Source organism: Pseudomonas sp. AE27, assembly GCF_037113495.1.
Taxonomy (GTDB): domain Bacteria; phylum Pseudomonadota; class Gammaproteobacteria; order Pseudomonadales; family Pseudomonadaceae; genus Aquipseudomonas; species Aquipseudomonas palmensis.
In genome coordinates, this window is record NZ_CP146966.1 from 4435070 (window position 1) to 4457082 (window position 22013).

The following is a 22013-nucleotide window of genomic DNA, read 5'->3' on the forward strand; positions in this document are numbered from 1 at the left end:
GGGGACCTTGGTACAGGCAGGCCGGGGAATCCCCTCTTTTATTCGTGCAGTTTCACCTGCACCCTCCAGCGGCCCTGCAGCGGCTCGCCGGCCCAGTCGCCGCGCAGCGGCCGGGCCGCCACCAGGCTCAGCAACAGGCCCTGGTCGCTGTTCTGCAGGCGCCAGCTCACGGGCTTGCCCGCCAACTGCAACTGACCCTTCTGGCTCCGCCCGCTGGCCTGGAACACCAGCGCCAGCGTGCCCTCGACCTCCTCGCCATGCAGTTGCGGCTCTTCGTTGAACCACAGGTTCAGGCCATCGGCCACCACCTCCACCCGCTCCAGTACCCGTGGTTCAGGCGCGGTGAGGCGGCCGATCATCAGGCCCACCAGCATGCCGAACAGGGCCATGGAGAACAGCACCCGCGGCCACAGTTTCGAACGCGGGTCCGGTTCGGGGGTAGAATGCTCGTCATCTTTATGCTCGGAGCCGTGCATGTTTCACGTCATCCTTTTTCAACCGGAAATTCCACCGAATACCGGCAACATTATACGGCTGTGCGCCAACAGCGGCTGCCAGCTGCACCTGATCGACCCGATCGGCTTCGAACTGGACGACAAGCGCCTGCGCCGTGCGGGCCTGGATTACCACGAGTACGCCACCCTCAAGCGCCACAGCGACCTGCCCAGCTGCCTCGAGAGCCTGGGCAACCCGCGCCTGTTCGCCTTCACCACCAAGGGCTCGCGGCCGTTTCACGACGTGGCCTTCGCCCCCGGCGACGCCTTTCTGTTCGGCCCTGAAAGCCGTGGCCTGCCGCCCGAGGTGCTCGACCCGCTGGGCAGCGACCAGCGCCTGCGCCTGCCCATGCGTGAAGGCTGCCGCAGCCTGAACCTGTCCAACACCGTGGCCGTGGCGGTGTACGAAGCCTGGCGCCAGCAAGGTTTTGCCTGAGGCATGAAAAAAGCGCCCCGAAGGGCGCTTTCAACGTACCGCAGTCAGCTTACTGCAGCGAAGGCGCTTCGCCTGCTTCCTGCATGCGCTGCATCTCTTGCGCGTACAGGGCATCGAAGTTCACCGGCGACAGCATCAGGGCCGGGAACGAACCACGGGTCACCAGGTTGTCCAGCGCTTCACGCGCATACGGGAACAGGATGTTCGGGCAGAACGCGCCCAGGGTGTGGCTCATCGAAGCCGGGTCGAGGTTCTTGATCAGGAAGATACCCGCCTGCTGAACTTCGGCGATGAAGGCAACCTCTTCACCGTTCTTGACCGTGACCGACAGGGTCAGCACGACCTCGTGGAAGTCGCCTTCCAGGCCTTTCTGCTTGGTGTTCAGGTCCAGCGCGACGCTCGGTTCCCACTGCTGGCGGAAGATCGCCGGGCTTTTCGGCGCTTCGAACGACAGGTCACGCACATAGATGCGCTGCAGGGAGAATTGCGGAGAGCTTTCGTCGGCTGCCGCAGCGCCGTTGTTCTGTTCTTCAGTCATGACAGATCCTTCTTTGCAGGGTCTTGTAGGGAATTCAGGCCTTGAGCAGCGCGTCGAGCTTGCCGGCGCGCTCAAGGGCAAACAGGTCGTCGCAACCGCCGACGTGGGTGCTGCCGATCCAGATCTGCGGCACCGAGGTGCGGCCGGCCTTCTGGCTCATCTCTGCGCGCAGCTGGGGCTTGCCATCGACCTTGATCTCTTCGAAGGCCACACCTTTGCTGGACAGCAGCTGCTTGGCACGCGAGCAGTAAGGGCAGTAGTCGCTGGAGTAGACGATGACGTTGCTCATGTCACTTCACCAGCGGCAGGTTGTCGGCCTTCCAGCTCGACACGCCGCCCGACAGCTTGGCGGCGTTGAAGCCGGCCTTGAGCAGGTCGCGGCACACGGCGCCGGCATGCTGGCCCAGGTTGTCGACCACGATCAGGGTCTTGGTCGCCTTGTGCTTTTCCAGCTCGCCGATACGCGCGGCGAACTTGTCCTGCGGGATGTTCAGCGCACCGACGATGTGACCGGCGGAGAACTCCTTGCTGGCACGGATATCGATGACCAGGCCCTTGTCGGCGTTGACCAGCGCGGTCAGTTCGCCGTTGCTCAGGCTGCGGCCGCCCTTGCGCGCTTCGGTGACGATCAGCAGGACCAGCAGAACGACGAAGATACCAACCAGCAGATAGTGAGATGTCGCGAATTCGATCAGGTGAGCAACCATCAGAGGGTTCCGGGCCGTTAAAAATGATGGGCAGTATACACAGCACCCAAGGCCGGCCAAAGCCCACCGGCACTGGTTGTCGACAGTAATTCTCATTGCCGGGCTGCTACCCGTCGGGCGGCAATGGCGGGCGCGCAAGGTTAATTCGTCACTGCTGACCAATTTGCCCTAAAATGCGTGTCTTTATCACCTGACAAAAGCGCGAGTGGGATAGATGACTAGCACGCCAAAACCCTTGGTCCTGATCATCCTGGATGGTTTCGGTCACAGCGAAAGCCACGAATACAACGCCATCTATTCGGCCACCACGCCGGTTTACGACCGCCTGCGCGCCACCCAGCCGCACGGCCTGATCTCGGGCTCGGGCATGGACGTGGGCCTGCCCGACGGGCAGATGGGCAACTCCGAAGTCGGCCACATGAACCTGGGTGCAGGGCGCGTGGTGTACCAGGATTTCACCCGCGTGACCAAGGCCATCAAGGATGGCGAGTTCTTCCAGAACCCGGTGCTGTGCGACGCCGTGGACAAGGCTGCCGGTGCCGGCAAGGCCGTGCACATCCTCGGCCTGCTGTCCGACGGTGGCGTGCACAGCCACCAGGACCACCTGGTGGCCATGGCCGAACTGGCCGCGCAACGTGGCGCCGAGAAGATCTACCTGCACGCCTTCCTCGACGGCCGCGACACCCCGCCCAAGAGCGCACAGTCTTCCATCGAACTGCTCGACGCCACCTTCGCCCGCCTGGGCAAGGGCCGCATCGCCAGCCTCATCGGCCGTTATTTCGCGATGGACCGCGACAACCGCTGGGACCGTGTCAGCGCCGCCTACAACCTGATCGTCGACAGCACCGCCGAATTCAGCGCCAGCACCGCCACCGCCGGCCTTGAAGCCGCCTATGCACGCGGCGAGAGCGACGAGTTCGTCAAGGCCACCCGCGTGGGCGAGGCCGTCAGGGTCGAGGACGGCGACGCGGTGATCTTCATGAACTTTCGCGCCGACCGCGCCCGCGAGCTGTCGCGGGTATTCGTCGAGCCGGACTTCAACGAGTTCCCGCGCGCACGCCTGCCCAAGCTGGCCGCCTATATCGGCCTGACCCAGTACTCGGCCAAGATCGCCGCCCCGGCGGCGTTCGCCCCAGGCAGCCTGAACAACGTACTGGGCGAGTACCTGGCCAAGAAGGGCAAGACCCAGCTGCGCATCGCCGAAACCGAAAAGTACGCCCACGTCACCTTCTTCTTCTCCGGCGGGCGCGAAGAACCGTTCGAAGGCGAAGAGCGCATCCTGATCCCGTCGCCGAAGGTCGCCACCTACGACCTGCAGCCGGAAATGAGCGCGCCGGAGGTCACCGACCGCATAGTCGAGGCCATCGAACAGCAGCGCCATGACGTGATCGTGGTCAACTACGCCAACGGCGACATGGTCGGCCACAGCGGCGTGTTCGACGCTGCGGTCAAGGCCGTGGAGGCCCTGGACCTGTGCGTGGGCCGCATCGTCGAGGCCCTCGACAAGGTGGGTGGCGAAGCGCTGATCACCGCCGACCACGGCAACGTCGAGCAGATGGAAGACGCGTGCACCGGCCAGGCCCACACCGCCCACACCACCGAGCCGGTGCCGTTCATCTATGTCGGCAAGCGCAACCTCAAGGTGCGTGAAGGCGGCGTGCTGGCAGACGTGGCGCCGACCATGCTCAAGCTGCTGGGCCTGGAAAAACCGGCCGAAATGACCGGTACTTCGATTCTCGTAGACGTCTGAACTGCACGCCCCACGCTGCACGGTTCAAGCTGCAGGAGCCAGCGCCACGTGCGCTGCGCCTCTTGCGGCGTGCAGCTTGAAACAGGCAGCTGAATCGCATCCCGCTTGAAGGTCGTTTTTTTTGATCGCCATGGCGGGCATACTAGGCCAGTCTCCATCCTGGGTTCCGCCTACTCCATGCTTCGCGCACTTATCCTCATAGCCCTGACCTGCCTGTTCGGCCCGGCATTCGCCGACGAGCGCGCGCAAACCCAGCAGCAACTGGACGCCACGCGCCAGGACATTGCCGAGCTGAAAAAGCTGCTTGGCCAGTTGCAGCAGGAAAAGTCCGGCGTGCAGAAAGACCTGCGCGGCACCGAAACCGAAATCGGCAAGCTGCAAAAGCAGGTGGAGGCCCTGCAGCAGGAACTAAAAAAGACTGAAGGCGAGCTGGAGCGCCTCGACAAAGAGAAAAAAAAACTCCAGAGCGCCCGCGTTGAACAGCAACGCCTGATCGCCATCCAGGCCCGTTCGGCCTACCAGAACGGTCGCGAGGAATACCTCAAGCTGCTGCTCAACCAGCAGAACCCCGAGAAGTTCGCGCGCACCCTCACCTATTACGACTACCTGAGCCAGGCCCGCCTGGAGCAGCTGCGCAGCTTCAACGAGACCCTGCGCCAGCTGGCCAATGTGGAAAAGGACATCGCCCTGCAGCAGGCCCAGTTGCTGGCCCAGCAAGGCACCCTCGAAACCCAGCGCCAGGACCTGGAAAAGGTCCGCGCCGAGCGCCAGCAGGTGCTGGCCAAGCTCAACAGCGACGTCAAGGCGCGCGACCAGAAGCTGGCCGCCCGCGAACAGGACCAGGCCGACCTCGCCCAGGTGCTCAAGACCATCGAGCAGACCCTGGCACGCCAGGCGCGCGAAGCCGAAGAGGCACGTCAGCGCGCCCTGCTGGCCGCCCAGGAAGCCGAGAAGCAGCGCCAGCGCGAAGCCCTGGCCGCCAACCAGGACGCCACCCCGAAAAAGCCCAGGGCAGTGCCCGGGCCGCTGGTTTCCAGCGACGGCGCCACCTTCGGCGGCGCTTTTTCTGCAGCACGGGGCAAACTTCCATGGCCGGTCAATGGTCGATTGCTGGCACGTTTTGGTGAAACCCGCGGCGACGACTCGCGAGCCAAGTGGGACGGGGTGATGATCAGCGCCTCCGCCGGCAGCCAGGTACATGCGGTGCATGGCGGGCGCGTGGTGTTCGCCGACTGGTTGCGCGGCGCCGGACTTCTGGTCATTCTCGACCATGGCAACGGCTACCTGAGCCTGTACGGGCACAACCAGAGCCTGCTCAAGAATGCCGGCGACGTGGTCAAGTCGGGCGAGGCGATCTCCACCGTCGGCAACAGCGGCGGCCAGGACACCGCCGCCCTGTACTTCGCGATTCGCCAGCAAGGCCGCCCGAGCGACCCGACACAATGGTGCCGTGCCCAGGGATAGGGGCACATCGTTCATTTCACGCTAGCCCCGCCAACCGGTGCCAGCGACGCTCCCCCGGGGGCAAAACCAGGATCAGGAGTTCGTTCGACATGCTGCATACGCCTCGCCTTACCTCGCTGGCCCTGACCATTGCCCTGGTCATCGGCGCGCCACTGGCCCACGCGGCCGAGCCTGCCAAGCCAGCCACGGTGGCACCGACCACGGTCACTGCCCAGGCGCCGCTGCCGCTGGAAGAGCTGCGCACCTTCGCCGAGGTGATGGACCGCATCAAGGCCGCCTATGTCGAGCCGGTGGACGACAAGACCCTGCTCGAAAACGCCATCAAGGGCATGCTCAGCAACCTCGACCCGCACTCCGCCTACCTGGGCCCGGAAGACTTCCAGGAGCTGCAGGAGAGCACCAGCGGCGAGTTCGGCGGCCTGGGCATCGAAGTGGGCATGGAAGACGGCTTCGTCAAGGTGGTATCGCCCATCGACGACACCCCGGCCTCGCGTGCCGGCATCGAGGCGGGCGACCTGATCGTCAAGATCGACGGCCAGCCGACCCGCGGCCAGACCATGACCGAGGCGGTCGACAAGATGCGCGGCAAGATCGGCCAGAAGATCACCCTGACCCTGGTGCGCGACGGCGGCACGCCGTTCGACGTGACCCTGGCCCGGGCAGTCATCCAGGTCAAGAGCGTCAAGTCGCAGCTGCTCGAGGACGGCTACGGCTATATCCGCATCACCCAGTTCCAGGTCAAGACCGGCGAAGAGGTCGGCAAGGCCCTGGCCAAGCTGCGCAAGGACAACGGCAAGAAACTGCGCGGCCTGGTGCTGGACCTGCGCAACAACCCCGGTGGCGTGCTGCAGGCCGCCGTCGAAGTGGCCGACCACTTCCTGACCAAGGGCCTGATCGTGTACACCAAGGGCCGCATCGCCAACTCCGAACTGCGCTTCTCGGCCGACCCGGCCGATGCCAGCGAAGGCGTGCCGCTGGTGGTGCTGATCAACGGCGGCAGCGCCTCGGCCTCCGAGATTGTCGCCGGCGCCCTGCAGGACCAGAAGCGCGGCGTGCTGATGGGCACCGACAGTTTCGGCAAGGGCTCGGTGCAGACCGTGCTGCCGCTGAACAACGACCGCGCCCTGAAGATCACCACCGCGCTGTACTACACCCCCAACGGCCGCTCGATCCAGGCCCAGGGCATCGTGCCGGACATTGAGGTGCGCCGCGCCAAGATCACCAGCGAGCAGGACAACGACAACTTCAAGGAAGCCGACCTGCAAGGTCACCTGGGCAACGGCAACGGCGGCGCCGACCGGCCTTCGGGCAAGGCCGCGAGCAAGAAGGACCGTCCGCAGGACGACGACTTCCAGCTCAGCCAGGCGCTGAACCTGCTCAAGGGCCTGAGCATCACCAGCGGCAAGTGATGCGCTATCTGCTGTTCGCCCTGCTCTGCCTGGCCGGTACCGCACACGCGGCACCGGCCAAGGCCTACCTCACGCTGATCATCGACGACCTGGGGCAGAGCCCTGCGCGAGATGCGCGCACTCTGGCCCTGCCCGGCCCGGTCACCCTCGCGATCATGCCCGATACCCCGCACGCCACCGCGTTCGCCCGCCAGGCGCACAAGGCCGGCAAGACGGTGATCCTGCACATGCCCATGGACCCGGCCACCGGCCCCTACGCCTGGCACCCGGATACCCCGCTGCCGGAGCTGGAACAACGCCTGGGCGCAGCCCTGGCCAAGGTGCCCTATGCCAGCGGCATCAACAACCACATGGGCAGCCGCATGACTGCACAGCCGCTGCCCATGGCCTGGCTGATGGGCGAGTTGCAGCGCCGCCATCTGTTCTTTGTCGACAGCCGCACCAGCGCCGCCACGGTCGCTGCGGCCAAGGCGCAGGAACAGGGGCTGGCAAGCCTGTCGCGGGATGTGTTCCTGGATGACGTGCGCACCCCCGAGGCGATTGCCGGGCAACTGCGCATCGCCGTGGAGCTGGCGCACCGGCAGGGCTCGGCCGTGCTGATCGGCCACCCCTACCCGCAAACCCTGGAGGTGCTCGAACGCGAGCTGCCTCGCCTGAAGGCGCAGGGCATCGAGTGGGTCGAGATCCACCAGATGATTGCCCTGCGCAGCAACCAGGCGATGGCGGCTCACGGTGCCGGCGGGCGCTATCGCGCCAGCGCCGGCGGCCAGTGAGGCGCCTACGCCAGGGGGCGTAGCGGAAACCAGCCCTTGATGAAGGCCGGGGTGAGGTCGGCACGCCAGATCACGCCCATCTTGCCGGTGGTTTTCGCCTCTTCGAGCAGGTCGGCATAGCCTTTGGTGCGTTGTGCCTCCAGTTTGATGTGGCCCTTGCTGAACGCTGCCGTGGGCGTGTCCAGGGCAGGATAGTGCAGGTGCACGTACCATTTGTCGCCGCCCGCCACACGCACTTCGTACTCGTCGATGAAGTCGCCGGCCGCCAGGGCCTTGCGCGGCGCCTTGAATTCGATGTGCAGTTGCTTGCGCTCCCACAGATACAGCAGGTTGCGCGCGGTGGGCTTCTGCGCCTTGCACATGCTCAGGCGCAGGGCATCGGCTGCGTCCCTGAGCCCCTGGGCCTCCTGGCGCAGCTGGGCAACGGTGGCCTGCTCGGTATCGGGCAGGCCGCTGTGGCGCTCGAAGTCATCCGCCACGCGGATCAGCCGATCGGCCAGGATGGTCAGCGGAAACACGATATCCCCCGGTTGATGCCCGCTGCCGGACAACCCCTGCTGCTTGGCCTTGAGCGGGGCGACCTGATCGAGCACCTGGCGCGCCTCGCTGCGCAGGGCCTTGCGCGGCTTGAGGCCGACCGGCGTAGCGGGCAATACGGTCTTGATCGGGTTCCAGTCATCGCCGCCGTGCTCGCGGTAGGACGCCACGATGAGGTGGTTGGCGTCCTCGATATCCACGATCGGCACCGGCTCGCCGGCCGATGGCGCCCGCACCCGCCCCACCACCACCCGGCGGGTACGCGTGACGATCACCTTGCGCTTGTGCTTGCGCGTCGGCCGGGGCGCCGTGCTGGTGGCCGGCACCGTGACCAGGCTGTCCAGTTCTGCCCTGGCGCTGGCATCGAGCTCGTCGAGGGTCTGCACGAACGCCGCCAGATAGTCCTTGCCGGGCGCCGGCGCGAACAGGTCGCCCACATACTGGGCGACCGCCTTGGCCCGCGAGTAGCAGTGCGAGGCCTCGCGCAGCACCTGGATGCGCTCCTGGGGCGTGAACTCCTGGGCATCGATGCCCAGCTGCTCATGCGAAAGCACCCCGGCGACGATGTCCGGGTCCAGCAGCAAGTCCTTGTAGAACGGGCGCTGGGTGACGTCCGCGATACGCGTGTCCAGGCTCATGTAGCCGAGGATTTCCAGGTAGCTCGTGCGGATGCGCTGGGCGCTGAACACCTTGAGCTCTTCACGCTTGGCCTCGCCATAGCGGATGATCTCGTCGGCCGTGGCCTTGACCGCCGGCTCGCGGCGAACCTCCTCGACCAGGCCGCTGCAGGCCTCGGCCTGCTCCAGGGCCAGCAAGTGGAACGTCTCGTTCAGCGTGTTGGCCTCCAGCAACGCGGAAAACGGCTGTGCGGTATCACCCAGGGTGACCTGGAACGCATTCTCGATCCAGGCATCGTGCAACGCGATCTTGAACTGCTTGCTGTGGTACTGGGCCTGCAACTGCAGGCGCGCCTGGAAGTTCATCCTGAAGTTCAGGTTCAGCGCCTTGCTGTAGTCGGCCGCAGTGATATGGCCGTAGAAATCCGCCAGTTTCAGGGTTTCGCGGGCTTCGAGGATGGTGCGCAGCAGGTCCTTGGCCACTTCGATGAAGGCGTCCTGCTCGACCTTGAGTGCCTGCTCGGCCACTTGCGCACGCGTGCGTGCCTGCTTCATCGCCACCAGCCGGGTCGCCGTGCGATCGAGCTGGTACTCGCGCTGGGCCTTGAACATCGGGTCGAGCAAGGCGTTGAGCTCGTTGGCCTTGGGGGTCATGGCCACAATGCGCCTGAGGCAATCCTGCTGCGCCGACTCCAGCGTGGCGTTGAGCTGCTGAAGCTGCTGCCTGTTCTGCGCCTTCTTCTCCTGCAGGCTCATGCGCTTTTTCGGCCCGCCCCCGCGCAGCCCCAGGCGCAGGTCCAGTTGCCAGCTGCCTTCGCTGCTGCGCCGCAGCCACGGGCCACGGCGGCTGCTGTCGAGGGGGTCGACGATGCAGAAGCGTCCCTCCACCTCCAGCACGCGGTACCAGCGGTCATCGAGTTTTACATGCGCGTGCCCGTCGATCAGCGCCAGGCCGCGGCGCTCCCCCGTCTCGATCAGGCCCGTCGGCTCCTGGCCGGGCATGACCTGCATCGGGCGCAGGAACGCACGCAGCTCGGGCGTCGCTTCGTTGCGCATGCCGCTCCAGGAGAAGTCCATGGCCGTCGGCAACGCACCGGCACTGCGCAGTTGCGGGCCCAGGGGTTGCTGCACCGGTACCAGCACGCCGGTCACTGGCAGCTCGCCGCGCACCGGCAACGTTTGCTGCAGCATCGAGGGCTGCACCTTGATCGGCGTCGCGCGCGCCATGCCGACCTCCCCGGCCCCGTGCATGAACACCGTGCTCAGGTTGAACAGCAGGTCGACCACGGCCTGGGCGCGCGCGGTGTCATCCCCCTCGCGCAGCGCCTTGAAGTCGCTGTCCAGGCTGCTGACCAGTTGCACCAGCCATCCGGCGACAGCTGTCGGCCCACGCAGGTAGGGCAGCGCGATATTGAACAGCAGCCAGCCCGCCTCCTTGAAGCGCAGCCAGCGATCCTCGGCGTTGGATACCGATTGCCGGTCACCCAGGGTGATCAGCGCATCCACCGTACTGGTGTAGAAATGCGCCAGCAGGTCACCGGTCAGCGCAGCGCCGCCAAGACGCGGCACGTTCGCCCCCGGCACAGCCACCGGTTCATCCACCGTGATGCCCAGGTGAGGGTTGGCAAAGCCGCCATTGGCATAGATGCGCCGGGCGTCCTGCCCCATCCAGCTCAGCACGCTGGCTTGCAGCTCGGGCTCCTCGAGGGCCTTGAACAATGCAGCCTCGCTGGCAAACTCGCGCAGCAGGGGCTCGAACAGCGGTCGGTACAGCACCCGCTCGGGCCTGCCGGGCAGGGCGAACACGAACATGTTGTCGACCACGTCGGGGCTGGCCCCTTCGCCACTGAGGAAGGTCAGCGGGCGCACCTCGACCCGGTCGGTCTGGTCGGTGCTCATGGCGTAGTCCACGCAGCGCAGGCCCTGGCGGGTGAAGCCCTGCTCGCCCCTGATCCGGTATTCCAGCGCCAGCAATGGCAGTTGTGCGCGCAGCGTGTCGGCGAACAGCTGCCGACGCTCGTCGGCCTGGCGTGCATCGGTGCGCATGGCCTGTTCGATCACTGCCAGGTAGTTGGCCCCGACATCCACGGCGGTGATGAGTGTCATCACATACTCGGCGCTCAGCCATGCGGCTATCTCGTCGCCATCGGCATGGGCAATGCTCATCGGGCCCTTGGGCAGGCCGGACAGGTTTTCCAGCGCGGCATCCACCAGCAGCAGCCTGACCGTCTCGACGAAGCCGAAGCCACCCTGGCCATAGGGCACCTGGAAGGTCAGCACCAGCTTGTAGGGGTCGTAGGTCGGACCGCCCGGTTGATCTGCCGCCATGCGCTCGCCCAGCGCCTTGGCGGCATAGTCGCGCAGGGTCGGGATACCGTGGTCATAGGCCTTGCCGGCATTGCGCTGGTGCGCCAGCGCCATGCTCAGCCATTGCATGCGGTAGTCCAGGTAATCGGCCCCCGAAGCCTGCTTGAGCCATGCCGGCAGCTGGCCAAGCACCTGGGTGTCGGCAGGCGTCGGCACGAATGCCCGGTTGCCGGCCAGGCGCGCAGCCACATCGGACACCGTGGCAAACAACCCCTCGGGCTCAGTCACCGACTGCCCGCCCAGGCGCAGCGCCTGCACGTCGCGCAACTGCTGATCGAGCAACGCCTCGGCCTGGACCCTGAACGGATTGCCTTCGACCTCCAGCAACTGCCACTGCAGCCCGACCAGCCGATAGGCGCCTTCGAGTTCGCCGGTCAACGCCTCGCCGAACGCCTTCAGCGAGGCGTGGGCGCTGACCTGACCTGCGGGCGTACAGCGCAGCACCTGCTCGCCGCGGACCAACACCAGATCGCTGAGCAGCATCTGCGTGCTGATCAGGCTGGCGTCGAGCTGCAGTTGCACCAGGTACACCCGCACGGCCTGCTCGCCCTGGGCCTGGCGCAGCGACCAGCGTGGCCATTGCAGCACCTGGCCCAGCATCCCGGCCCAGGCCTGTTTGCCGCCGGCGTGTGGCACCAGGGCCTGGGCCAGGGTTCTGGCCAGCCAGCTCAGGCGCGGAACGCCTTCACTGCCCCTGGCCTGCCAGTAGTTCATCAGGGCCCGCTGGAACTCGGCCACGATGCCGTCGGCAAACACCTTGATCATTTCGCGCAGGGTGTCCGCATCAAGTGCATGGCCCTGCAGCTTGAGTTTCACCGCGTCGGCCTGGCCCAGAAAACCGGACAAGCCCCCCGCATGCATCTGCAACGGTTCCCAGGTGCACAGGTTGTCCAGTGCAGCGTCCACCAGCGGGCGTACCTGATAGAACTGCGCGCTGCTGTCGGGCACGTACAAGCGCAGCGCCTCCACATCGGCGGACAGCCCGGGGAAGTACTCGCGCAGCAAGCGCTCCAGCAGCGTGACGCTTGCGCTGCGCAGGGTCGGGCGGCTGGCGAACTGCTCGGCCACCATGGCGGCGAGGGCATTGTCGGGTTCGGGCGTGGGCAGGTCTTGCAGGATATGCAGTGGCATCTAACACCTTCCATGAGTGATCGGGCTGTGCAATTCACAGCGACGATCCATCACAGCAGCCCGGTGCATGGCCGGGGCACTACATAGTTAGGCGCTTACAGGTAGCGGGCGAAGGTGGCGTCGACGAAGCCTTCGTCGCGCAACTGGTCCAGGCTGTGCTGAAGCTTTTCCACCACCGCATCGGGTACCTGGCGGTTGAGTGCCAGGTACAGCTGGGCGCCGTTGAAGCGCAGCACGGTCTTGAGCTGGGTGATGCCGATCTGGCGGGCCAGGTAGCGCCCGGCGGGGTCACCGGTGGCCCACAGGTCGATCTGGCCTTCGAGCAGCTTGCGCGCGTTGTCCTGGTCGCGCAGCACGGTGATCGGCTTGAGCCCCTTGCTGCTAAGGTGCTGGGCGATGGCATCGCCTTTATAGGCACCGATCCGGTAGCCGCGCGCGTCGCCGAGGTGTTCGAGGGTGATGGGGCTGTCGGGGCGGGCCAGCAGAATCCAGTCGTCGGGGCCCAGCGGCCCGACCCACTTGAAGAGCTTTTCGCGGTCGGGTTGGCGGGCCATCACGAACACACCGTGATTGGGGCTGTTCAGGGCCTGCTGGTACACGCGTTCCCACGGGAAGCGCAGGGTCATGCTGTAGGGGATGGCGGCGCGCTTGAACATCTCGCGAACCAGGTCGGCGGCGATGCCCTGGATCTTGTCTTCGCGGGCGAAGTTCTTGCCGTCGCTGGCCATGTTGTAGGGCGGGAAGTTTTCGGTGAGCAGCACCATCGGGTCCGCGGCGCGGACGGTGGCAGCGAGGGAGAAGAGGCTGACGAGCACGACGAGCAAGCGTGTGAACATAGGATGGACCCGATTCCCTGGCGATGTGCCTGCATTACCTTAACAGCAAATGCTTCGCCGGCAAGGCCGGCTCCTACAGGTTCGCTGCAGTGTAGGAGCCGGCCTTGCCGGCGAATGCGGCCGCTCAGCGCACGCAGATGCCGCGCTGCGCCATGTAGGCCTTGGCTTCAGGCACCGTGTACTCGCCGAAGTGGAAGATGCTGGCCGCCAGCACTGCGCTGGCATGCCCTTCCAGGATGCCGTCGGCCAGGTGCTGCAGGTTGCCCACACCACCGGAGGCGATCACCGGAATGCCCAGCGCGTCGCTGATGGCGCGGGTCACGCCCAGGTCGAAGCCGCTCTTCATGCCGTCCTGGTCCATGCTGGTGAGCAGGATCTCGCCCGCGCCCAGGCCTTCCATCTTCTTCGCCCACTCCACCGCATCCAGCCCGGTAGGCTTGCGCCCGCCGTGGGTGAAGATCTCCCAGCGCGGGGTTTCGCCCGGGCCGGAGACCTTCTTGGCATCGATGGCAACCACGATGCACTGCGAGCCGAAATGCTGCGCGGCCTCGCCCACGAACTCGGGGTTGAACACCGCTGCGGTGTTGATCGAGACCTTGTCGGCACCGGCGTTGAGCAGGTTGCGGATGTCCTGCACGGTGCGCACGCCACCGCCCACGGTCAGCGGAATGAACACCTGGCTGGCCATGCGCTCGACGGTATGCAACGTGGTGTCGCGGCCATCGACGCTGGCAGTGATGTCGAGGAAGGTGATCTCGTCGGCACCCTGCTCATCGTAGCGACGGGCGATTTCCACCGGGTCGCCGGCATCACGGATGTTCTCGAACTTGACGCCCTTGACCACTCGACCGTTGTCGACGTCCAGGCAAGGGATGATGCGTTTGGCCAGCGCCATGCCGTTCTCCTCAGCCTTTGTAGCTGTCGCAGAAGGCTTGCGCCTCGGCCACATCCAGCGTGCCTTCGTAGATCGCACGGCCGGTGATGGCGCCGATGATCCCCGGTGCCCTGGCGTCGAGCAGGGCCTTGATGTCACCCAGGTTGTGGATGCCACCGGAGGCGATCACCGGGATCTTGGTGGCGGCAGCCAAAGCGGCGGTGAACGGCACGTTGCAGCCTTGCATCATGCCGTCCTTGGCGATGTCGGTGTAGACGATCGCCGAGACGCCATCGGCCTCGAAACGCTTGGCCAGGTCGATGACCTGCACCGAGCTGACCTCGGCCCAGCCGTCGGTGGCCACGAAGCCGTCCTTGGCGTCCAGGCCCACGATCACCTTGCCGGGGAACGCACGGCAGGCTTCGGCCACGAACTCGGGTTGCTTGACCGCCTTGGTGCCGATGATCACGTAGCTGACGCCGGCCTTGACGTAGTGCTCGATGGTTTCCAGCGAGCGGATGCCGCCGCCGATCTGGATCGGCAGGTTCGGGTAGCGCTTGGCAATGGCAGTCACCACCTCGCCGTTGACCGGCTGGCCTTCGAAGGCACCGTTCAGGTCGACCAGGTGCAGGCGGCGGCAGCCACCGTCGACCCATTTGGCGGCCATGCTCACCGGGTCATCGGAAAATACCGTGGAATCTTCCATGCGGCCTTGGCGCAAACGTACGCAAGCACCGTCCTTGAGATCGATAGCGGGAATAATCAGCATCTGGGGAACCTGTCTATTCGGTAAACAGTGAGCTCGGGAAGTCAGTTCTTCTCGAGCGACCACAAGTCGCTTTCAATGCTTTCGAACCTCTCTTTGAGGTGCGCCTGCACATCGAAAATCGCCCTGTTGTAGTAATGCGGTGCAATCTCCTGGCTGAACAGCTCCAGCACTTCAGCCACCTCGAACGAACCCAGCTCAAGCTCGAAGCGGTCTTCGAGAAAACGCTTGAGCTTGGCCAGCGCCTCGCGCTCTTCTTCAGGCGCGAGGGTGAGGATCGGCCGCTTGGCGCGGGACTTGCCCATTACCGGCGACCATCCCAGCCGGCGAAGTTCTGCAGCAGCTGCAGGCCATGGGTATGGCTCTTCTCCGGGTGGAACTGCACGGCAAAGCGTGAGCCGTCGGCCAGCGCGGCGGCAAAGTCGACGCCATAGTGACCACTGCCCGCCACCTGCGCCGCGTTGGCGGCGGTGATGTAGTAGCTGTGCACGAAGTAGAAGCGCGCACGGTCGGGGATGTCGTGCCACAGCGGGTGGTCGATGGCCTGGGATACTTCGTTCCAGCCCATGTGCGGCACCTTAAGGTGCTCGCCGTCCTCGTGCAGGCCCTTGCCGAAGAAGCGCACATTGCCCGGGAACAGGCCGATGCAATCGACGCCGTCGTTCTCTTCGCTGTGGTCGAGCAGGGCCTGCATGCCCACGCAGATGCCGAGGAAGGGGCGGTCCTGGCTGACTTCACGCACCAGGCTGTCGAAGCCCAGGCGGCGAATCTCGGCCATGCAGTCGCGGATCGCGCCCACACCCGGGAACACCACGCGGTCGGCCTCGCGGATCACCGCAGCATCGCTGGTGATCAGCACCTTGCCGGCGCCCACGTGCTCCAGGGCCTTGGCCACCGAGTGCAGGTTGCCCATGCCGTAGTCGATAACGGCTACCGTCTGCATTACAGGCAGCCCTTGGTCGACGGCATCTGGCCGGCCATGCGTTCGTCCAGCTCGATGGCCATGCGCAGTGCGCGGCCGAAGGCCTTGAACACGGTCTCGATCTGGTGGTGGGTGTTGTGCCCGCGCAGGTTGTCGATGTGCAGCGAGACGTTGGCGTGGTTGACGAAGCCCTGGAAGAATTCCTGGAACAGGTCGACGTCGAAACCGCCCACGGTGGCGCGGGTGAAGGGCACGTGCATCTCCAGGCCCGGGCGGCCGGAGAAGTCGATGACCACGCGCGACAGCGCCTCGTCCAGCGGCACGTAGGCATGGCCGTAGCGACGGATGCCCTTCTTGTCGCCGATGGCCTGGTTGAATGCCTGGCCCAGGGTGATACCGACGTCTTCGACGGTATGGTGATCGTCGATGTGCAGGTCGCCCTTGCACTCGATGTCCAGATCGATCAGCCCATGTCGGGCGATCTGGTCGAGCATGTGTTCGAGGAAAGGCACACCGATATCGAATCGGGCCTTGCCGCTGCCATCCAGGTTAATCGAGGCCTTGATCTGGGTTTCCAGAGTATTGCGCTCGACGCTAGCCGTACGTTCGACCATCACCAGCTCCGCAAAATCATTGGGCGAAAAAGGTGTCCATTATAGGCCTAGATACGCGTGGCTTGGAACGAAGAAGACAGTTGGCAGGGGAATCTGTGCCAGCAGGGCTGGCCTCTTCGCCGGCAAGGCCGGCTCCTACAGGTTGCGTGAACGCCAGATGACCCGTAGGAGCCGGCCTTGCCGGCGAAGCGCTCAATGGAACAGCACCGCAGTCTTCTGCAGGGTCACCCACACCCCCCACGCCAGCGGAATACCCACCACCAGCCACGCGGCAATCACCAGCGGCCGGCTGCCCGACGCGGCCTTCCACTCCAGCACGGTGCTGCCATTGGCGCCCTTGTCGTGCCCCAGCGCCTGTTCGGCCGCCAGTTGCGCATCGGTCATGAAGTACTTGTCGGCCACCGGCCGCACCAGCGCGTTGCACAAAAAGCCCAGCGCCAGCAGCCCGGCCAGGATGTACAGGGTCATGTCATACGCCGCCGCCCGCTCCACGCCCATCTCCAGCTGATATTCGCGCAGGTAGGTGATCAGCACCGGGCCCAGCACCCCGGCTGCCGCCCAGGCGGTCAGCAGGCGACCGTGAATGGCGCCCACCATCTGCGTGCCGAACAGGTCGGCCAGGTACGCCGGCACCGTGGCGAAGCCGCCACCGTACATCGACAGGATGATGCAGAACGCCGCCACGAACAGCGCGATGTTGCCCAGGTGGCCCATGTTCGGGATCAGCGCATACAGCGCCACGCCCAGGGCGAAGAAGGCAAAATAGGTGTTCTTGCGCCCGATGTAGTCGGAGAACGAGGCCCAGAAGAAACGCCCGCCGATGTTGAACAGGCTCAGCAACCCGGTGAAGCCCGCGGCAATGGCGGCAATCTGTGCCAGTTGCGTGGCATCCAGCTGGCTGAAGCTCAGGTCGTTGCCCAGTAGCTTGCCGGCGAACACTTCCTGCAGCAGCGGCGAGGCCATGCCCAGAATGCCGATGCCGGCCGACACGTTAAGGCACAGCACCAGCCAGATCAGCGCGAACTGCGGCGTCTTCCACGCCACGCTGACGTGCACGTGGCGGTGGGTGATCATCGCGTTGCCGGCCTTTTTCTGCGGTGCGCTCCAGCCTTCGGGCTTCCAGCCGGTGGGCGGCACGCGGTAGGCCAGGGCGCCGCCGAGCATGAACACGAAGTAGATCAGCGCCATCACCACGAAGCTCTGCCACACGCCCACCCCGTCAGGGCCGGCGAAGTGGCTCATCAGCGCCGCCGCCAGTGGCGCACCCACCATGGCGCCACCGCCAAAGCCCATGATCGCCATGCCGGTGGCCATGCCGCGCTTGTCCGGGAACCACTTGATCAGCGTCGATACCGGCGAAATGTAGCCCAGCCCCAGGCCGATACCGCCGATCACGCCACTGCCCAGCCACATCAGCCACAGCTGGTGGGTGTACACCCCCAGCGCCGACATCAGCAGGCCACCGCACCAGCACAGGGTCGAGACCACCCCGGCCTTGCGCGGCCCGGCATGCTCCAGCCAGCCGCCCCAGATGGCCGCCGAGCAACCGAGGAACACGAAGAACAGCGTGTAGATCCAGCTCAGCATCGAGATCGGCCAGTCGCACTCGGCGGTGAACAGGCGCGCCACGAAGCTCATTTCCGGCGCACACGCCACCGGCGCACTGATACCGATGGCCTGCGACAGCGGCAGCCAGAACACCGAAAAGCCATAGGCCATGCCGATGCACAGGTGAATGGCCAGGGCCGCCGGTGGCACCAGCCAGCGGTTGAAACCGGCCCTGGCGACAATGCGTTCCTTGGACAGGAAGCCGGGCGTACTGGCGATGCCGCCCACCGTAGTGCTGCTCATTGTTGTTCCCCTCGTGATATGGATGCTCCACCGACCAGGCCTGCTGCCTGCGACTTTGGCTGCCAGGGGCAGCACGTCGTTTATCTGGCAACCGGCCCTTTGACGCGACAATCGGCCGCAACGGGACCGTGGAGGCGCGAGAGAGTACCATTCGCCGCACTCGCTGAAATTAGGCTGATACTGTGGTTTTTGCGAAAACTGATACCCCCGTGTCAGGAACTGCCCCGCCGGTTGCTGTCCAAACCCGGGTCGCGCCGCGCCCGCGCGCCCTGCACGGGGCTATACTCTGCGGCTGAATTTTACAATCGGACTACAAGGACTCGCCCATGAAAGCGTTCGGCAAAATCCTGGGGCTGGTGATACTCGGGTTGTTGCTGATCATTGTGGCGCTGGGCTTTGCCCTGACCCACCTCTTCGATCCCAACGACTACAAAGACGAGATCCGCCAGCTGGCACGCGACAAGGCCCACGTCGAGCTGACGCTCAACGGCGACATCGGCTGGAGCCTGTTCCCGTGGCTGGGGCTGGAACTGCACGAGGCGAGCATCGCCACGCTCAACAATCCCAAGGTGCCATTCGCCGACCTGCAGATGCTCGGCCTGTCGGTGCGCGTACTGCCGCTGCTGCGCCGTGAAGTGCAGATGAGCGACGTGCGCGTCGAGGGCCTTAACCTGACCCTGGCCCGCGACGAACACGGCCACGGCAACTGGGAAGACATCGGCAAGCCGCTGCCGGCCGCCACCCCGGCTGCACCGGCCGAAGGCAGCGCCGGCGCACCGGCCCCAGGCGAGGCCCCGGCCAAGCCGGCCGCCGCCGAGCGCCCGGTCAAGCTGGACATCGACAGCCTCACCGTGAACAACGCCAAGGTGCAGTACAGCGATGCGCAAAGCGGCCAGAGTTTCAGCGCCGAGAGCATCCAGCTGAGCACCGGCGCGGTTCACGAAGGGGTCAACATTCCGCTGACCATGACCGCCTTCTTCAGCGCTGGCCAGCCGGCCCTGCGCGCCCGCACCGAGCTCAAGGGCGAACTGCGCTTCGACCGTGCGCTCAAGCGCTACCAGTTCGAAGACATGAAGCTCAGCGGCGAAGCCTCCGGCGAGCCGCTGCAGGGCAAGACCATGACCTTCGCCGCCCAGGGCCAGTTGCTGGTGGACATGGCCGCGAACGTCGCCGAATGGAACGGCCTGAAGCTGTCGGCCAACCAGCTGCGCGCCCTGGGCGAGCTGAACGTGCGTGACCTGAACAGCACGCCCAAGCTCACCGGCGGCCTGTCCATCGCCCAGCTCGACCTGCGCACGTTCCTCGACAGCGTCGGCGTGGCAGTGCCACCGATGGCCGATGCCGCCACCCTGGGCAAGTTCGAGCTGGTCAGCCGCCTGGAAGGCAGCCCCACCCGCCTGGCTCTGGAAGACCTGGCAGTGAAGCTCGACGACAGCACCTTCACCGGCCGCCTGGCGGTGGATGACTTCGCCAAGCAGGCCCTGCGCGTGCAGCTAAAAGCCGACACGTTCAATGCCGACCGCTACCTGCCGGCCAAGAGCGAGGCCGCCACCGGCGCCAAGGCCGCGCGCCAGGCCGAGGTGCAGCAGAACGAAGCCGGCGCGCTGGCAGGAGCCGGCACCACACCGCTGCCGGACGCACCCACCAAGACCGCCTGGAGCACCGACAAGCTGCTGCCGGTGGACCGCCTGCGCGTACTCGACCTGCAGGCAGACCTGAGCTTCGGCGTGCTCACCCTTGAACAGCTGCCTATCCAGAACGCCGTGCTCAAGGCCCGTGGCCAGGGTGGCCTGATCACCCTGGACACCCTGCAGGGCGGCCTCTACAACGGCGACTTCGCTACCAAGGGCACCCTCGACGTGCGCCCTGCGGTACCGCAGATCGGCCTGAGTACCCAGGTCAACCGCGTACCGGTGGAGCACTTCATCAAGAGCCAGACCGACACCCCGCCGGTCAAGGGCCTGCTGACCCTGAGCAGCAACCTGACCGGCAGCGGCAACAGCCAGAAGGCGCTGATCGACACCCTCAATGGCAACGCCAGCTTCGTCATCAACAACGGTGTGCTGGTCAATGCCAACCTCGAGCAGCAGCTGTGCCAGGGCATCGCCACCCTCAACCGCAAGGCCCTGAGCGGCGAACCACGCGGCAAGGACACCCCGTTCCAGGAACTCAAGGGCAGCCTGGTGCTGCGCAACGGCGTGGCCAGCAACCCGGACCTGAAGGTGCGCATCCCGGGCCTGACCGTCAACGGCCACGGCGACCTCGACCTGCGTGTGCTGGGCATGGACTACCGCGTGGGCGTGATCGTCGAGGGCGACAAGCGCGACATGCCCGACCCGGCCTGCCAGGTCAACGAGCGCTACGTGGGGCTGGAATTCCCGCTGCGCTGCCGTGGCCCGCTGGAGCTGGGTGCCAAGGCCTGCCGCGTGGACAAGGACGGCCTGGGCAAGCTGGCCGGCAAGGCGCTGGGCAACAAGCTGCAGGAAAAGCTCAACGAAAAGCTGGGTGACAAGGTCAGTCCCGAACTCAAAGACGCACTCAAGGGCCTGTTCAAACGATGAATCCCGAGCAGTTTTCCAGCGCCGTGCTGGAATGGTACGACCGTAACGGCCGCCACGACCTGCCCTGGCAACAGGGCATCACCCCGTACCGGGTGTGGGTGTCGGAGATCATGCTGCAACAGACCCAGGTGAGCACCGTACTCAACTACTTCGAGCGCTTCATGCAAGCCCTGCCCAGCGTCGAGGCCCTGGCTGCGGCGCCGGAGGACGAGGTGCTGCACCTGTGGACCGGGCTGGGCTACTACACCCGCGCGCGCAACCTGCAGAAGACCGCGAAGATCGTGGTGGAGCAGTACGCCGGCCAATTCCCGCGCGATGTCGAGAAGCTCACCGAGCTGCCCGGCATCGGCCTGTCCACTGCCGGGGCAATCGCCAGCATCAGCATGGGCCTGCGTGCGCCGATCCTGGACGGCAACGTCAAGCGCGTGCTGGCCCGCTACACCGCGCAGGAAGGCTACCCGGGCGAGCCCAAGGTGGCCAAGGCGCTGTGGGCCAACGCCGAGCGCTTTACCCCCCACAGCCGGGTCAACCACTACACCCAGGCGATGATGGACCTGGGCGCCACCCTGTGCACGCGCAGCAAGCCCAGTTGCCTGCTGTGCCCGCTGGAGCGCGGCTGCGAGGCGCACATGCTCGGCCAGGAGATCCGCTACCCGATCCCCAAGCCGCGCAAGACCCTGCCCCAGCGCAGCACACTGATGCCGCTGCTGGCCAACAACGAGGGCGCCATCCTGCTGTACCGGCGCCCGTCCAGCGGCCTGTGGGGCGGTTTGTGGAGCCTGCCGGAGCTGGACAGCCTCGACGACCTGCAACACCTGGCCGAGCAGCACGGGGTGAACCTGGGCGAGCCCGTGGCGCTGGACAGCCTGACCCACACCTTCAGCCACTTCCAGCTGGCGATCCAACCCTGGCTGGTGCCGGTGGCCCCCCAGGGTGACCACGTGGCCGAGGCCGACTGGCTCTGGTATAACCTCGCCACCCCGCCGCGCCTGGGCCTTGCTGCCCCGGTCAAGAAACTGCTCAAACGCGCGGCCCACGTATTGAATGCAGGAGAGTCGTCATGACCCGCACCGTAATGTGCCGCAAGTACAAAGAAGAGCTGCCTGGCCTGGAGCGCCCGCCGTATCCCGGCGCCAAGGGCCAGGACATTTTCGAGCATATCTCGCAGAAGGCCTGGGCCGACTGGCAGAAGGAACAGACCATGCTGATCAACGAGAAGCGCCTGAACATGATGAACGCCGAGGACCGCAAGTACCTCCAGGGCGAGATGGACAAGTTCTTCTCCGGCGAAGAATACGAGAAGGCCGAAGGCTACGTGCCGCCTGCCGAATAACCCCGGAAATTCGTAAGCGACGGAATTAATTTA

General features: G+C 65.6%; 20 protein-coding genes. 8 read left to right on the forward strand and 12 right to left on the reverse strand.

Annotated features, from left to right (window positions below):
- Window positions 1–38: 38 nt before the first annotated feature.
- The gene (locus V9K84_RS20280) at window positions 39–476 is read right to left on the reverse strand and encodes a hypothetical protein (protein ID WP_043862195.1); all 438 of its coding nucleotides are present in this window, start codon (window positions 474–476) and stop codon (window positions 39–41) included.
- On the opposite strand from V9K84_RS20280, the gene V9K84_RS20285 reads away from it, so the two are divergent.
- Complete coding sequence (locus V9K84_RS20285) at window positions 475–930, forward strand: tRNA (cytidine(34)-2'-O)-methyltransferase (protein WP_043862196.1); 456 nt, start codon at window positions 475–477, stop codon at window positions 928–930. The genes V9K84_RS20280 and V9K84_RS20285 overlap by 2 nt on opposite strands.
- 49 nt (window positions 931–979) lie before the next feature.
- Here the strand turns inward: V9K84_RS20285 and secB are convergent, their stop codons facing one another.
- The 3 genes from secB to V9K84_RS20300 are packed head-to-tail and all read right to left on the reverse strand — an operon-like array spanning window position 980 to window position 2175.
- The gene (secB, locus tag V9K84_RS20290; RefSeq protein WP_043862197.1) at window positions 980–1468 is read right to left on the reverse strand and encodes a protein-export chaperone SecB; all 489 of its coding nucleotides are present in this window, start codon (window positions 1466–1468) and stop codon (window positions 980–982) included.
- 34 nt (window positions 1469–1502) lie between these two features.
- Window positions 1503–1757 carry a glutaredoxin 3 gene (gene grxC, locus V9K84_RS20295; RefSeq protein ID WP_043862198.1) on the reverse strand — a complete coding sequence of 85 codons (255 nt, stop codon included), beginning with the start codon at window positions 1755–1757 and terminating at the stop codon, window positions 1503–1505.
- A gap of 1 nt (window position 1758) precedes the next feature.
- On the reverse strand, window positions 1759–2175 hold the full coding sequence (locus tag V9K84_RS20300) for a rhodanese-like domain-containing protein (RefSeq protein WP_043862199.1): 417 nt from the start codon (window positions 2173–2175) through the stop codon (window positions 1759–1761).
- A 214-nt stretch (window positions 2176–2389) separates the two neighbouring features.
- Between V9K84_RS20300 and gpmI the strand changes: the two genes are divergently transcribed.
- From gpmI to V9K84_RS20320, 4 genes are all read left to right on the forward strand, one after another.
- The gene (gpmI, locus tag V9K84_RS20305; RefSeq protein WP_088514671.1) at window positions 2390–3925 is read left to right on the forward strand and encodes a 2,3-bisphosphoglycerate-independent phosphoglycerate mutase; all 1536 of its coding nucleotides are present in this window, start codon (window positions 2390–2392) and stop codon (window positions 3923–3925) included.
- Window positions 3926–4102: 177 nt separating this feature from the next.
- Window positions 4103–5389 (forward strand): murein hydrolase activator EnvC, encoded by a 1287-nt coding sequence (locus tag V9K84_RS20310; RefSeq protein ID WP_043862201.1) that lies wholly within the window; start codon window positions 4103–4105, stop codon window positions 5387–5389.
- 89 nt (window positions 5390–5478) lie between these two features.
- A complete protein-coding gene (locus V9K84_RS20315) occupies window positions 5479–6798 on the forward strand; it encodes a S41 family peptidase (RefSeq protein WP_043862202.1) in 1320 nt (439 codons plus the stop codon).
- Window positions 6798–7571 carry a divergent polysaccharide deacetylase family protein gene (locus tag V9K84_RS20320; protein WP_088514670.1) on the forward strand — a complete coding sequence of 258 codons (774 nt, stop codon included), beginning with the start codon at window positions 6798–6800 and terminating at the stop codon, window positions 7569–7571. The genes V9K84_RS20315 and V9K84_RS20320 overlap by 1 nt, the downstream gene beginning before the upstream one ends.
- A 5-nt stretch (window positions 7572–7576) precedes the next feature.
- On the opposite strand, the gene V9K84_RS20325 is transcribed toward V9K84_RS20320, so the two are convergent.
- From V9K84_RS20325 to V9K84_RS20360, 8 genes are all read right to left on the reverse strand, one after another.
- Window positions 7577–12223, reverse strand: coding sequence for a hypothetical protein (locus V9K84_RS20325; protein ID WP_338792245.1), 4647 nt, complete (start codon window positions 12221–12223; stop codon window positions 7577–7579).
- 95 nt (window positions 12224–12318) lie between these two features.
- Window positions 12319–13059: an ABC transporter substrate-binding protein gene (locus tag V9K84_RS20330; RefSeq protein ID WP_054915786.1), complete on the reverse strand. Its 741-nt coding sequence runs from the start codon at window positions 13057–13059 to the stop codon at window positions 12319–12321.
- 124 nt (window positions 13060–13183) lie between these two features.
- Window positions 13184–13954, reverse strand: coding sequence for an imidazole glycerol phosphate synthase subunit HisF (gene hisF, locus V9K84_RS20335; protein ID WP_043862206.1), 771 nt, complete (start codon window positions 13952–13954; stop codon window positions 13184–13186).
- Window positions 13955–13964: 10 nt separating this feature from the next.
- Entirely contained in the window at window positions 13965–14702 is a 738-nt protein-coding gene (hisA, locus tag V9K84_RS20340) for a 1-(5-phosphoribosyl)-5-[(5-phosphoribosylamino)methylideneamino]imidazole-4-carboxamide isomerase (RefSeq protein WP_043862207.1), read from the reverse strand.
- Window positions 14703–14743: 41 nt separating this feature from the next.
- On the reverse strand, window positions 14744–15004 hold the full coding sequence (locus V9K84_RS20345) for a DUF2164 domain-containing protein (protein ID WP_043862208.1): 261 nt from the start codon (window positions 15002–15004) through the stop codon (window positions 14744–14746).
- Window positions 15004–15642 carry an imidazole glycerol phosphate synthase subunit HisH gene (gene hisH / locus V9K84_RS20350; protein ID WP_043862209.1) on the reverse strand — a complete coding sequence of 213 codons (639 nt, stop codon included), beginning with the start codon at window positions 15640–15642 and terminating at the stop codon, window positions 15004–15006. Before hisH ends, V9K84_RS20345 begins: the two co-directional genes overlap by 1 nt.
- Window positions 15642–16235, reverse strand: coding sequence for an imidazoleglycerol-phosphate dehydratase HisB (gene hisB / locus V9K84_RS20355; protein ID WP_043862210.1), 594 nt, complete (start codon window positions 16233–16235; stop codon window positions 15642–15644). Before hisB ends, hisH begins: the two co-directional genes overlap by 1 nt.
- Window positions 16236–16427: 192 nt before the next feature.
- Window positions 16428–18086, reverse strand: coding sequence for an OFA family MFS transporter (locus V9K84_RS20360; protein WP_088514668.1), 1659 nt, complete (start codon window positions 18084–18086; stop codon window positions 16428–16430).
- Window positions 18087–18412: 326 nt separating this feature from the next.
- Between V9K84_RS20360 and V9K84_RS20365 the strand changes: the two genes are divergently transcribed.
- The 3 genes from V9K84_RS20365 to V9K84_RS20375 are packed head-to-tail and all read left to right on the forward strand — an operon-like array spanning window position 18413 to window position 21980.
- A complete protein-coding gene (locus V9K84_RS20365; RefSeq protein ID WP_088514667.1) occupies window positions 18413–20647 on the forward strand; it encodes an AsmA family protein in 2235 nt (744 codons plus the stop codon).
- Window positions 20644–21711: an A/G-specific adenine glycosylase gene (gene mutY, locus V9K84_RS20370; RefSeq protein ID WP_088514666.1), complete on the forward strand. Its 1068-nt coding sequence runs from the start codon at window positions 20644–20646 to the stop codon at window positions 21709–21711. The genes V9K84_RS20365 and mutY overlap by 4 nt, the downstream gene beginning before the upstream one ends.
- Complete coding sequence (locus tag V9K84_RS20375) at window positions 21708–21980, forward strand: oxidative damage protection protein (protein WP_043862214.1); 273 nt, start codon at window positions 21708–21710, stop codon at window positions 21978–21980. The genes mutY and V9K84_RS20375 overlap by 4 nt, the downstream gene beginning before the upstream one ends.
- The last annotated feature ends 33 nt before the right edge of the window (window positions 21981–22013 follow it).